This window comes from Bradyrhizobium sp. 521_C7_N1_3 (genome assembly GCF_052075975.1).
Lineage (GTDB): Bacteria > Pseudomonadota > Alphaproteobacteria > Rhizobiales > Xanthobacteraceae > Bradyrhizobium > Bradyrhizobium japonicum.
This window is the reverse complement of the sequence record NZ_CP197232.1, coordinates 6,953,465-6,966,024: the sequence shown is the minus strand read 5'-3', so window position 1 is coordinate 6,966,024 and position 12,560 is coordinate 6,953,465. Positions and strand designations below refer to the sequence as shown.

At 61.3% G+C, this 12,560-nt stretch carries 15 protein-coding genes; 6 read left to right on the top strand and 9 right to left on the bottom strand.

Features of this window, described 5'->3' with window-relative positions:
* Nucleotides 1-41: 41 nt before the first annotated feature.
* Nucleotides 42-284 (bottom strand): PilZ domain-containing protein, encoded by a 243-nt coding sequence (locus AB7008_RS32960; protein ID WP_441260140.1) that lies wholly within the window; start codon nt 282-284, stop codon nt 42-44.
* 185 nt (nt 285-469) lie between these two features.
* Between AB7008_RS32960 and AB7008_RS32955 the strand changes: the two genes are divergently transcribed.
* Entirely contained in the window at nt 470-763 is a 294-nt protein-coding gene (locus AB7008_RS32955; protein WP_014494092.1) for an HdeA family protein, read from the top strand.
* A gap of 123 nt (nt 764-886) precedes the next feature.
* Here the strand turns inward: AB7008_RS32955 and AB7008_RS32950 are convergent, their stop codons facing one another.
* The gene (locus tag AB7008_RS32950; RefSeq protein WP_441260139.1) at nt 887-1,351 is read right to left on the bottom strand and encodes a PaaI family thioesterase; all 465 of its coding nucleotides are present in this window, start codon (nt 1,349-1,351) and stop codon (nt 887-889) included.
* Between the two features lie 359 nt (nt 1,352-1,710).
* On the opposite strand from AB7008_RS32950, the gene AB7008_RS32945 reads away from it, so the two are divergent.
* Nucleotides 1,711-2,007, top strand: coding sequence for a hypothetical protein (locus AB7008_RS32945; protein ID WP_441260138.1), 297 nt, complete (start codon nt 1,711-1,713; stop codon nt 2,005-2,007).
* 104 nt (nt 2,008-2,111) lie between these two features.
* Complete coding sequence (locus AB7008_RS32940) at nt 2,112-2,366, top strand: hypothetical protein (RefSeq protein ID WP_014494095.1); 255 nt, start codon at nt 2,112-2,114, stop codon at nt 2,364-2,366.
* Nucleotides 2,367-2,369: 3 nt separating this feature from the next.
* Here AB7008_RS32940 and AB7008_RS32935 read toward each other — a convergent pair whose 3' ends face one another.
* Both AB7008_RS32935 and AB7008_RS32930 read right to left on the bottom strand, forming a co-directional pair.
* Nucleotides 2,370-2,609 (bottom strand): DUF6894 family protein, encoded by a 240-nt coding sequence (locus tag AB7008_RS32935; protein ID WP_304490491.1) that lies wholly within the window; start codon nt 2,607-2,609, stop codon nt 2,370-2,372.
* Nucleotides 2,610-2,759: 150 nt separating this feature from the next.
* Nucleotides 2,760-2,948 (bottom strand): hypothetical protein, encoded by a 189-nt coding sequence (locus tag AB7008_RS32930; protein WP_028158398.1) that lies wholly within the window; start codon nt 2,946-2,948, stop codon nt 2,760-2,762.
* Between the two features lie 752 nt (nt 2,949-3,700).
* Between AB7008_RS32930 and AB7008_RS32925 the strand changes: the two genes are divergently transcribed.
* On the top strand, nt 3,701-3,940 hold the full coding sequence (locus AB7008_RS32925; RefSeq protein WP_041954813.1) for a DUF2798 domain-containing protein: 240 nt from the start codon (nt 3,701-3,703) through the stop codon (nt 3,938-3,940).
* 807 nt (nt 3,941-4,747) lie between these two features.
* Here AB7008_RS32925 and AB7008_RS32920 read toward each other — a convergent pair.
* The 5 genes from AB7008_RS32920 to AB7008_RS32900 all read right to left on the bottom strand — a co-directional run bounded on the left by AB7008_RS32920 (nt 4,748) and on the right by AB7008_RS32900 (nt 9,973).
* Nucleotides 4,748-4,915 (bottom strand): hypothetical protein, encoded by a 168-nt coding sequence (locus AB7008_RS32920; protein WP_441260137.1) that lies wholly within the window; start codon nt 4,913-4,915, stop codon nt 4,748-4,750.
* Between the two features lie 450 nt (nt 4,916-5,365).
* Nucleotides 5,366-5,602, bottom strand: a complete 237-nt coding sequence (locus AB7008_RS32915) for a DUF6894 family protein (RefSeq protein WP_014494101.1) — start codon at nt 5,600-5,602, stop codon at nt 5,366-5,368.
* Nucleotides 5,603-6,797: 1,195 nt separating this feature from the next.
* A complete protein-coding gene (locus AB7008_RS32910; protein ID WP_441260136.1) occupies nt 6,798-7,811 on the bottom strand; it encodes a glycosyltransferase family 2 protein in 1,014 nt (337 codons plus the stop codon).
* A 1,433-nt stretch (nt 7,812-9,244) separates the two neighbouring features.
* Nucleotides 9,245-9,412 (bottom strand): hypothetical protein, encoded by a 168-nt coding sequence (locus AB7008_RS32905; protein WP_441260135.1) that lies wholly within the window; start codon nt 9,410-9,412, stop codon nt 9,245-9,247.
* Nucleotides 9,413-9,757: 345 nt separating this feature from the next.
* Entirely contained in the window at nt 9,758-9,973 is a 216-nt protein-coding gene (locus tag AB7008_RS32900) for a hypothetical protein (protein WP_028158402.1), read from the bottom strand.
* 388 nt (nt 9,974-10,361) lie between these two features.
* On the opposite strand from AB7008_RS32900, the gene recA reads away from it, so the two are divergent.
* A complete protein-coding gene (gene recA, locus AB7008_RS32895; protein WP_014494106.1) occupies nt 10,362-11,450 on the top strand; it encodes a recombinase RecA in 1,089 nt (362 codons plus the stop codon).
* A 94-nt stretch (nt 11,451-11,544) separates the two neighbouring features.
* The gene (locus AB7008_RS32890) at nt 11,545-12,537 is read left to right on the top strand and encodes a hypothetical protein (protein WP_441260134.1); all 993 of its coding nucleotides are present in this window, start codon (nt 11,545-11,547) and stop codon (nt 12,535-12,537) included.
* Nucleotides 12,538-12,560 lie beyond the last annotated feature (23 nt).

The following is a 12,560-nucleotide window of genomic DNA, read 5'->3' as shown; positions in this document are numbered from 1 at the left end:
CGTTGTGTATGTGGTGCGAACGGTTGTTCACATCGCGCGCGCTATCGTACGAAAGCGAGGCCGATGCGCCTGTCATTGCGCCAGACGGTGCGGCAATTCCGTACGAAATTGTCGCGCGCGATCGAGAGCGTGAATGATTGCGGCAATATGACGGGGGAATCGAGCTCGATCGCCGCGCCGCCTTCCGACATGTTTCGTACCGTGCACGCGATGCCGTTGCTTTCAAAGGTGATCGTTCCACCCTTGAAAACACGGTAACGCTGCACTGCTCGTTTCTCGATCATCGGCATTAATCCATAACGATGATTGTGAAGTAGTGCATAGAAATTACGTTGAAATAAACTCAATACTGGCGCTACTTGCACAGCGCTTCAGACTTCGTTTACGACGTTGGAGCGGTGAGTCACTTCCCGCCGACTTTCCTCACAAGCCCTTCCTTTATGGCGTTACGCGCCGATGGAGAATATTGATGAAGACCACGCTTTCGCTTCTGTTCGCCGCAGCGCTCTCGCTGTCATCGATGCCCGCCCACGCCGTCAAGTGGGACCTCTCGACCATGACCTGCAAGCAGTTCCTCGAGAGCGGCGAAGACAACATCGCGGTCGTGCTGACCTGGATGGACGGCTGGTACAAGGGCGACGAGGACAACGCGATCATCGACACCGAGGTGTTCATCGAGAACGCCAAGAAGTTCGGTGCCTATTGCGGAAAGAATCCGACCGTCAGCGTCGTCACCGCGGCTGACGAAATTCTCGGCAAGTAATTCCTGGAGCGGACCGAGGCGCGGACGCGATCGCGCTTCAGTCCCTCGCTTCGATGCGAAATTGATTGGAGAGCCGCGGAGCGCCTTGCGCGCTCACGCGGCTCTCTTCCTTTTGGATGATGCTCAGCCCGGCAGCATCGCGAACGCGCTCGACACCATCGCCACCTGCTTGTTGTCGGTGGCCGAAAGCAGTGTGACGCGGCCGAAGCTCATGGTGCGTCCGAGCCGCACCACGCGGGCATCAGCCAGAACGTCCGACGAGGAGACCGCACGCATGAAATGCGTGGTCTGGTCGACCGTCGTCATCGGACGATAACCGCGATTGGCGGCGAGGTTCGCGATCACCATCGCGGTATCGGCGAGCGCCATCAGCGCCTGACCGCAGACCACGCCGCCGTTGCGGCACAGCCGCTCCGAGAATGGCATGCGCAGGAGCGCGCCTGGCTGCCAGTCCGGCACGTCCGGCGGCGGCAGGTGCTCGACGCGCTCGACGGCGAGGTTGAGATCCTGGACCCAGGGCGCAAAGACCTCGCCGAGTATGCGTCTGGCCTCAGCGATGCCGAACTCGGCTTCTGGCTGCAATGGCATTGCTGTCGGTCCCCCCCTGTGTTGCCGGATGTTTCGGCCATTCTGCGCGCATCGGCGCGGCAAAGTCACCCGATCTTCGGTCGGCGCTGTCGGCTTGAAAATGCCTGACTTGGCCCGATATGATACCGGGCTTGGGAACGCGGGGCGATGTTGCGTGTGTCCCTGTGTTTGGGTTGATAGCGCTGGGTCTCGCGCTGGACGGGTGCACCAGATGCGGCCCGATTTGGGACGACTGGCTGCAGGTGCCGAAATCGTGGAGATCGGACCGGCTCTAGCGCGCCATTCGGCCTGAGCGGGCCGTTGACAAAGACGACAAGGCGCGGTTGACCCGCCCTTCATGGATGATCAAGGAGTCGATGATGAAGCTTTTCCGTATGGCGGCGGTGCTGCTGGCCGTGCTGGCGGGCCCGGCCTACGCGCAAATGCCCAATCTCAACTTGCTGCAGGAAGGTCCGGGCAAGACCCCCGAGGAAAAGGCCGCGGAAGCCGAGCGTGACAAGGCCTACAAGGAAACGCTGAAGAAGATTCCGGACTCCAAGGCGTCCAGCGATCCCTGGGGCGGCATGCGTTCCGACCCGCCGAAGCAGGCGGCTTCGCCGAAGGCGTCGGCCGCAACCAGCGCGCCCAAGAAGAAGTCCGGCACGACCGCCAATTGACCTTCTGCCGGATCGGAGGCGGCTGATGCCTCCGGCTAGGGACTCCTCTTCGGCCAGCCTGCTCCCTACATCTTCGAGAGCGTATTGCGTTGAGGAGGAACGGCATGGCCGATCGTCCGCGGGATCTCGCCGAGCGGATGGCGCGCCGGCGCAAGATGGGCGGCAAGCCGGGCGAGCGCGGCGGCGATGGCTTTTTGCGTGAGACGTTCACGCTGCCGCGCCCGGCGGCGCGGGCGAGGGCGGAGGCTTTCTTCGCCCGCTACCCCAAGGCCGGCTATATGAGCGCGGTCGAGACCTGGCGCGAACTGCCGGGCGGCGAGATCGAATTCACCATGCGGCGGCTGCCAAGCGCCGACTAGGCCTCAAGTCTCCTCGAAGGATTCCGCGACGATGCGGATCCGGAACACGGGTTCCTTGGCCTCGTCCAGCAGCTCCATGTGCCATTCGGAATTTTCGTTGAGTTTGCGCGCGAGGCCGGCGGCCATGTCGGCGCAGATGCTGGTCATCATCTTCCAGGCCGCATCGTGATCGGCAAATTCCGTCGCCTGGTCCGCGCAGCCGGAATAGCGGCCGTTCCGAATTCGAAAGAAGTAGAGCGGCATGGCTGGCACCGGTCACATGATGGTCCCGCCTCCCGGGCCATGGGCGCGCGCAGTCCAGTCCCAAACCAGGGACAGATCAATTCCGGGCCGCTACGGACGAGACCTCGCGGGGGCGCGCGTGGCTGCGGAAACCCGGCTCGGGTGGCTTGTTCATGCGGTCTTGCGCCCGATCGCCTTCAGCTCCCGATCGATGCGCAACTGCACGCGCCGGATCGCCAGCAGATCGATCTTCGTCTCGGTCTTGCCCGTCCTGATCTCGTCACCGATGCGGAACTGCCACTGCCAGACTCCGGGAAGCGCCGTCTTGGCAACGGTGAACTCAACGCCCCTGTGATTCATGGTCACCTCCACGATTCACTCTCCATCACCATGAACATGTTGGGCGTCGCTCTATTCCGGCGACAAGCGAAATTTGGCGGTAAGCCTTGGATAGTTCACGGTAATCTTTGGAACCGCAGGCGGTCCGAAACAAACGAAATCGAGCTCCGAAATCCGTGCATGGAATTCGGGCAAGGCATGGCAAATTCACCCGGTCTTGCCGTGCAACCGTCCGCCCCGAGGAACTCTGTTCATGGTCGGAGAACCCCGGAACGCGAGATTGGCGCATGAACCCAAAACGGCGCGCGATGCTGCCGCCGCTCTTCGAAGCGAACAGGTGTGGTCGATACTTTTCCACTTTTGCGTGTCATGTATCTATGCTCTGCTTGTGAATGACGGTTCGAACGCGATGTCACGAAGGGGAAGGTGTGGGCTGGCTGAGACATCTTGTGCTGCGCTGGGGTGCACGGAATTTCTCGCTGACCTGTCCCCATTGCCGGCATCCCGCTTCCTCATCGAGCTTCAAGCGCGCGCGTTTCATGCTCGGTGACGAGAAACTCGTCTGCGAAGAGTGCGGCGAGACCAGTGTCGTCACGTTCTGGCGTTTCGAAGGACTATCGAGCCGGCCAGATTGCACTGAGGCGAGGCGGCGCGCGCCGCGGTCCGATTCGCGGCACTGATCCAGCGCCGGCCTTGTGCGTCGAAGTCCACTCCATGCGTGCTGCGGCACATGCCTTGCTTGGCCTCGTGACGGCAAACAATATGGGCGCGTCATGCTCGGCATTCCTCGCCGCTACTCTCATTTCGTCTTCGGTGTCATCCAGTCCGGCCTGACCTCGCTGATCGCGGCGGGCATCGCCAGCTTTCCCGCTTCTGGCGCGACGGTCTTCCTCGCGCACTGGATGGTGTCGTGGCTGATCGCGTGGGCCGCGATGCTGCCGATCGTGCTGCTCGCGGCGCCTGCGATCCGCGCCTTCTCGCTGCGGCTGACGCGAGAGGAGAGGGCCCGGTGAGGCGGCCGGCGAGCATGAAAAAACCCGCTTGGGGAGAGCCAAGCGGGTGAAAGGTTATTGGAGGCTGAGGTGCTGGGCTGCAACACCGTAGCCAGACGACCCTAGCCGGTTGAGCTTACGACAGCCTGACAGGGCCGGCAGATCGGCTTTCAACCTGCCGCGTGTCCGCGCCCGCAAACAGAAAACCCCGCTCGGGGCGGAGCGGGGTCCTCGACTGTGTATGGAGGCCCGGTGTTGGTCCACCGGACACAGCCAGACTAGGAGACCAGGCTTACGGGTGCCTGACGGCCGGCGCCGAAATCCGCGGCGCGAGGCCGCAGACTGGCCCCGCACGCGTCCCAATTTGGCCACCCGATCGCACCACTGGAGCCACACCGCTCGGCGAGATTTCGCATCGTCGGCGACGCCATGGGGGAAACGTGGTGCGCCGGCAGCGGGGTGGCATCATGGATAACGTAGAGCGGTCATTCGCCGCCGCGACCGCGGCTGGCTTCGTCGTGCTGGTGATCGGCCTCGTGCTGCTGGCGCTGCTGTAAGGCGGACCGGCGGACGGCAGCCGAGGCCGGCCCGGGCTAAAGCAGGCGCTTCGATCCTGGGTGGGCACCCAGGATGCCGTCGCGCCCTTTCAAAACATGGAAAACAACCCCATGCACCGTAGGGGGTCGGGCGATTTCGTCGTGCGATCAATGGCTTAGTTAAGGTATCTGGGTACCATTATTGCGCGCGACGCGCATTCCGGACGGCCGGTACGGCGGCTACCGCCCATCGCGGCGCAGCCTTGGTCAGATCCGATGCCAGTCGGCAGGCTCAGTGGACCTTGATCTCACTCAGGGGAAGGCGGAGTTCGGCGGCGCGCTCTTCGCGATCCTTCTTGCGAAACTCGTTTTCCTTCCGTTCGAACTTCACCATCTCCTCGTGCGCCGCCGCCAGGAGGTGAGTGCGCCTGACAGCATTGGGGTGCGCGTCTTCCGTCATGTTCCAGGTCCCCATCGTTGCGATCCCATCTCGAAGAAAACCGGGCATCGCAGAAAGGCTCGATGCCGCAGGATTGCGGAATTATGACGGCGCCCGGCATATGCGTCTTTGATGCGCGTCATCTTCAGTCGAAGGGTGGGCGAAATGCGCAGGATCGGCAAAAATCAAAAAAGGCCGCCACCCGAGGCGGCCTCTCATCATCTTTGAATCACTTGATCTTTGAATCGCTTGCCCGCTAGCGGCAGGGCTTCTAACTGCACGGCAGCGCTCAATTCAAGTTCGATCGGAGGCATGACGACGAACCGCCACCCTCGCGGCGGATCGAGGTGGGGGCAAAGTGAGATAGATCGCTTATCCCAGATGGGCGGGGCGAGCGCTCCGCGGAATGGACCGATCAGGCGGCCTTGCTTCGTCGCGACATGCATGCCCAATGTGGCGAGCCGTGGCGGCCTATTCCTTCGTCGTCGGCGGCTCGAAGATGAGGGCGGCTTGGAACACCCGCCCGGCGTCGGTGCGGACTTCGATGGCAACGTCTGTTCGATCCTCGTGTGCCGCCAGGTCGCGCGCGAGGCCGCTCAATGTCTGCGTCGCCTCGATCTCGGCTTCGCGCTGGGTTTGAAACTCCAGTCCCTCTTCGTCGGCATAGAGGCCGGTGTCGTCCCGGATATCGAAAAAGTACCGGACCATGATGGCGCCGCCTCTCAGAGAGAGTATCGCCGCCAACCCCGCCTTGAGAGGACCGTTCCTAATTATTTCGGCGGCTGGAATCCGGGTGCCGTCCCAGCCCCGGCCCGTGGTTGGCGTCCCGTTGGCCGATGAGAATTCTAGGACCGCCGCTTGCAGGTTGGGGAATCATAGACCCGGACGCGGGGCGCCGTTGAACCAGGTCAATCAAAGCTGCCTTTACGGACGGTCTGGATCCGCCTTGCGTCCGCCTACAGCTGTGGCGGCGTGACCCTTGCTTCGTCTCTCGTGAGGGCGGCCAGCCTGTCCAATTGGCTAGCCACGCCAGTGAGGCTCCGGGCGATGTTCTTCAACAGGAAGGCCCTCTCCGCCGAAACCCCGGATGCTTGAGAGAGGACCTTGTAATGATTTGCGAGTTCCTCGCATTTAGCAGCGTCGATCATAATTGAGCCCATCTATGAAACGGGTCAACAGCTCAACCCTAATACGGTTCCCACGCGGGCGCTGACGACCCTTGGCGTTGCAATGCCTCGTATCCTACCACAGGTATTCGTGGTCAGGTTGTGTTCTGCGCCACAAAACGGGTCACTCCCGAAATCAAAGGCCGCCACGCCAGGAAACAGGCTCGTCCCTGACGACGGCCCCGGCCGGTGGGGCTTGATAGGGGTGAAGGCCGGGGCCGCTTGGGGATGCTTGGCCCTTGGCAAAGACCAAGCGAATCCGAGTTTAGTCGACCCTCACCACGGCTCTGTTCGTTTCAGCACATAATTACCGAATTATCCTGACCCGATTCGCATGCGCAAATGCATCTCGAGGGCGGCACGGTTTCTCTATCGTCTTCGATTCGCAGACGACGGGGACGTGCGTATTTGCCTGAGCGAGTTTTCATTCGGATGGATGGCATTGGTTGGATGGTCGCCGACCGAGCGCGCAGGCGCCTGGCGATCATCGAACAGCTGCGCCCGATGTCTTTGCGGGCGCACGGCAGTCAAGTCCGCCGCATTGCCAAGAATTCCCGCGACCGATGGGCCACGGCGGACCCTGCTGCGGCCTTCGCATGGGCCGCCAACCGGGGCCTAAATTCATCTTGCGAAGCTTCCGGATGATCTCCCGCGGATCGTCGGCATACTTTAGGTCACCTGTCTCGGTGCGCCAAACGCAGCTGCGGCAACTCTGACACCGGAACTGCCGAATGATCTCACAGGAAATCCGTGCAATGAGCGATCCCCGGTAAGGTTGCAATCGCACCCGGTGCACGCGACCAGGCTCGGATCGCCAGGTTGGCCGCCTTCAAAACCGAGGGGCGCAAGATTTGAAGCGCATCGCGGATCGTTGCGCTCAAGGGCTGCTGAAGGATCCGTGTGCGCAGCCGGGCAACCCGCAATGCACGCACCATCGTTTCAGGATCGGGAAGTCCGCGCTTATCCTCCAGAAGGCTCCAGGCGAGGTGCTTGAGTTCGATGGTCTCCTGGTCAATCTGAGGGAACGATCCCAATGCCGTGATGCTCGCGTGGTTGGTCGTGTCGTAGAACACAAGACCGTCGTCGATCGCCACCATGTCGCCCTGGCAGGCGAGATCGAGAAAGAACAGTTGGTCCACGCCCCAACTGATCGACTTGTAGTTTCGCATCAGGCAACCGGACCGGATGACCTTGCCGTTGATCAGCAGGGTCGATGGGACAATTCCAAGCAATCGGGTCTTGCCCGCCAGATAGAGATCGGTCAGGCACTGCTGGCCCGAATACAGATAAATTTGGTGTCCTCGCCGGTACTTTATGCCGCTGTCCTGAACGAGATGAGATGTGGAGGTCATGAACGCAGCGGTGGGATACGTCCTCGCCAATTCCGCAAAAGTCGCAAGCGATCCTGGCGTGAGCCAGTCGTCGTCGTGCAACACTTTGATCCAGTCGCCGCGACATGCGAGCATCGCGTTGTTGGTATTCTCAACTTGGCCCCGGCCGCGGTGGTTCTCGATAACGCGAATGCGCGGGTCGCTCCGCGCATGCTCGGACAGGATGCTCCAACTCGCGCCCTCTGGACCTTCGTCGTCGCTGATCACCATTTCCCAGTCGGCGTGCTCCTGCTGCAGCACGCTTTCAATCGCACGGCGCACCATCTCCGGTCGGCGGAAGGTGGGTATTGCCACTGAAATGAATGGGCGGTGTTCCGAACTCTGGGAGCTATCGAACCGCTCGGCGTACAATTGATCCATTCATCGTACCTCGTTGATTGAAGCGGTCGCGGCTGGAAGTGGCAGACCCTTCTTCGGCTTGCGCCTATTCGCAGAGCATCTTGAATCGAACCGAGCGAACGAGGCGCGTGAATGCTAGGGAGACGATCTCGACGCGGTCATCGTCCATTCGCATGAACTTTGTTCCCGCAGGCCGCGACGTTTCGAAGCGGCCGCTTGTCCGCCTTGGTGAAAGAGTATCCTGGCTCCCCTCGGTTTCTGTCGCTGCAGCAGCCGCGCCAACGCGGTGACGGATCAAGATGGGAGCGGCCAATCGAGGCGCGTTGGTTCAGTTTCTTGCGGAGCGCCTGAAGGATTGCGCGAAGCTCTGCCGCGTTGCTTCTTTCCAGAGGACAGCGAGGCGCGAGCGTGATGGCGTTCTCAATCAACGGTAGATGCCGAGGGCCGCTCGGTGACGGGTGGAGGCGACTGCGCTGCGTCCTGCCGCGGCGTGCTGTCTCACATCGCGACAATGGAACGACGTCAAATCCGGCCACCGCTCGTTTCAAAATCGGACAGTGAGGTCGAAAACAGGCGGGTGCCCAAACCCGGGTGCTGTCCCAATCAGGACATTCGGAACATCAAGTCAGGACAGGTTGCTTGTTGGGCTTCGGAAGCAAGAACGCCGTCCGCTTAAATGAAGCGCGGACGGCGGCTTACCAGCCCCGGGAGGGAAACTGCAAAATCCCGATATCGTTATGTCAGCACGTCTCGTGCCAAGGTTCATCGGGACACCCGCAGAATTTGGAAAACCTTCATCCTCAAGCGTTGGTGCCGCCAACGCGAATGACCACGCCGGGGCGAATCCGGATCTGTGCCGGGCAACGCGATCGCTCAGGCGCCGTCTGCTTCTAGGCCGGCCTTGGCGGCTGAAGCCCTGGCGATGTCAGCCACTCGCTCATGTGCGAGCCGGTCTCGGCTTGGCGCGCGTAAGAACTTTCAAGATCAAGCCGCTTCGAAATTCGCCATGGACCAGGGAGGTCGGAAGCAGGCCGGTATCCAAATCCGGATGCTGTCCGAATTAGGACAGTGGGACTGTCGGATTTCGACATCAATAAAAACGCCGCCCGCTTAAATGTCGCGCGGGCGGCGGCTTTCCAGCCCCGGAGAGGTGGATGCAAAACCCCGGTGATGATGAGTGTGCACAACCTGTGCCAAGGTTTTATGTCACGCTGCGGGACACCTCAGAGGGGATCGGGCCACCGCCTGCAACGGCTGCGATCGTCTGATCATCAGAATATCCGGATGAAAGGACGTTGTTGGCCAGGCGTGCAGCGATGGTTCGGGAGGTCGGCGAGCTCTCCGCCCATCTGGTGGTCTAGGCCGAGGTTGGACGGAGAGCCGCGCGCCGGACCCCCGTCGCGTGACAATGCTAGGAACGTGCCATGACAGTCGTGTGAAATTGTCGGCGCCGCTCAGTGGAGGTTGATCTTATCCAGAGGCAGACGAAGCTCCGCCGCGCGCTCCTCGCGATCTCGCCTGCGGAACTCATTTTCCTTGTGTTCGAATTTGATCATTTCCTGGGTGGCGGCTTGCAATAGCCGATTGCGCCTGTCCGCCTGCTGCTGCGTGTTTTCTGTCATCACCCGGACTCCCTCAACGACTAGCGGCACCATCCTCAGACAGGCCGGACACCGCAAAAGATTCGCTAGGGATTGCGGATTTATGACGGCGACGTTCCGCTCGCGGATACACCAATCGTAGCCCCGAGAACAAAACGGGGCACTTTCGTTTTCAAATCAGGCCGCTTAGGCCGGGAACAGGCGCGTGGCGAAATCCGGGTGCTGGCCGAAATGAGGGTTTTGCGCTGTTCCTGCGCAAAGCAAAGCGAAATGCAGATGTCTCGCGTTTGGTCGATGAAGTCAGCGGACGCGACAAGAAAGGTGTTTTTGAATGAATGAGGCCGCCAACTAAGGCGGCCTCTCTTGCTAGCGCTTATCGGCCTGTCCGTGGTTGGTCCCACTTTCGGGACCGATGTAGATGCCGGTTTTCATGCACTGCTTCCACGCGCCGTCGCACCGTTCTGGCTTAGCGGCCTTGGACATGCAGATGGCTTTGTAGTCAGAGCACGACCTGGCTTGAGCTGGATGTGCCGCAATGATCCCGACCGAGCCAACAACCGACAAAAGCAACCACTTCTTCATGACGTCTCCTTCGTTGCAATTCGGAGAGCATGTAATTGGCGAGTGGTACCCGTCGATGTGCACAACCAAAAATCCACAAATGAATTAGGAGGACGCCCTCTGACGGTGCCCCTAATCCGTTGGAGGCATGAACAGACCTTGGCCAAATGTCGGCCAACGTGAACAGCGGTCATGAACAGAGCTGGGCGCGTTTTGGCCCGAACGAGAACAAAATAGGCCACTGCCAAATTCAACTTAGGCCACTGGGGGTTAAAACAGGCCAGCGCCAAAATCCGCGAAAGAACATATTGCGAACCTGGAACAAATAGGGTACATTGCTTTTATCGACGACCCGCCGCGCCAATCGTTTGTCCCGCACCCGAATCCTCGCCATAAGGAGCACGACCCAATGTCCAACACTGCCCTGCGTATCGTCGAAGGATCCTCCATGGACAAGAGTAAAGCTCTGGCCGCCGCGCTCTCCCAGATCGAGCGCCAGTTCGGCAAGGGCTCGGTGATGAAGCTCGGCAAGAACGACCGGTCGATGGATGTCGAGGCGGTGTCCTCGGGCTCCCTCGGGCTCGACATTGCGCTCGGGATCGGTGGTCTGCCGAAGGGACGCGTCGTGGAAATCTACGGGCCGGAATCCTCGGGCAAGACCACGCTGGCGCTGCACACGGTGGCGGAAGCGCAGAAGAAGGGCGGAATCTGCGCCTTCATCGACGCCGAGCACGCGCTCGACCCGGTCTATGCGCGCAAGCTGGGCGTCAACATCGACGAGCTCCTGATTTCGCAGCCGGACACGGGCGAGCAGGCGCTGGAGATCTGCGACACGCTGGTGCGCTCGGGTGCGGTGGACGTGCTGGTGGTCGATTCGGTCGCGGCTCTGGTGCCGAAGGCCGAGCTCGAGGGCGAGATGGGCGATGCGCTGCCGGGTCTCCAGGCCCGTCTGATGAGCCAGGCGCTGCGCAAGCTGACGGCCTCCATCAACAAATCCAACACCATGGTGATCTTCATCAACCAGATCCGCATGAAGATCGGTGTGATGTACGGCTCGCCGGAAACCACGACCGGCGGCAACGCGCTGAAATTCTATGCCTCCGTCCGTCTCGACATCCGCCGCATCGGCGCGATCAAGGAGCGCGACGAAGTGGTCGGCAACACCACGCGCGTCAAGGTGGTGAAGAACAAGCTGGCGCCGCCCTTCAAGCAGGTCGAATTCGACATCATGTACGGCGAGGGCGTCTCCAAGATGGGCGAGATCCTCGATCTCGGCGTCAAGGCCGGCATCGTCGAAAAGTCCGGCGCCTGGTTCTCCTATGACAGCCAGCGCCTCGGCCAGGGCCGCGAGAATTCGAAGGCGTTTTTGAAGGCCAACCCCGACATCACCGCCAAGATCGAGACCTCGATCCGCCAGAACTCCGGCCTGATCGCCGAGCAGATTCTCGCCGGCACCCCCGAGCGCGACGCTGACGGCGAGGAGCCGGCGGACGAGTAAGACCTAACGCGAAGAGTTTTCGCGAGGAGCGGGCGCTGAGGACGTTGAGTTGCCGACGTCGTCAGTGCCCGTTTCGTTTTGGGGGGCGTTCGCGATGAAACGCGTGATCCTGACCAGTTCGTCCGGCGTCGGTCTTGCCCATGCGGATCGCGCCGACATGGTCGTGCCGTTCATCTTTCGCTTCGTTTCGGGGCCACTTCCGTCGGCTGAGCACCTCAATCGCTATCTGGGTGGACGCGCGCTCAGAATTTTCGAGGAGATCATCTGGTCTGATTGCGTCCGCCAACTGCCCTATGTTCAGCGCCTGGATCGGGAAGGGGCACTACTCTGGTTCTGCGAGACTTACGGCGTCGAGTTGATCGAGCTGTGGTTCGACCCTGAACCCAACAGTCAATTGCAATTGATCTGGATCCTCGACTACCTGCGTTCCGAGCCATCTATCGCAGCGAGTCTGAGATTACGACGTGTCGATTTCGACCTGCGTGGAGCAGATCCGACAGAGCTTCGTCATCGTGACGTGCGGGAGCTCGATATCGAAGAAGGCGATTTCGAGATCGCGAGCCTGGCCTGGGAGGCCTACCGCGCGCCGACGCCCGAGCTGTGCTCCGGGCTGCTCGACAGGCCGCTCGGCAAGTTGTCTTTCCTGAAGCCGGCCATGGAAGACCTGCTCGCAGAACTGCCGTCGCCGACGACGGGACTGGGGGCGACCGAGGCGCGGCTTCTCGAATTGATCGCGAGCGGACACAATCGTACCGACCAGCTGTTTCGACCGGGCGCGCTCAAGACGCGCGTGTTCGATCCGTGGGAGTTAGGTGCGCTGCTCGAAGGACTCGCTTTCGGCCCGACGCCCGCGATTGCAGGTTTGGATGGCAAGCTGGCGACGCTCGACCCGGACAATGGACGAGGTCGCAACGCGGCCTTTCGCCGGAGCCGGCTGTCGCTAACCGAATTCGGCCGAGCGGTCCTTGATGGCCGGGAGGATTTCCGCCGTCGCAACCCGATTCGGCGCTGGTGGGGTGGTACGCTTCTCACCAACGAACGGCTCTGGCGGTGGGATGCGCGGAGGCGTTCGCTGGTGGCGCCTTAGATACCGTTCGGGGGCGTAGGGTG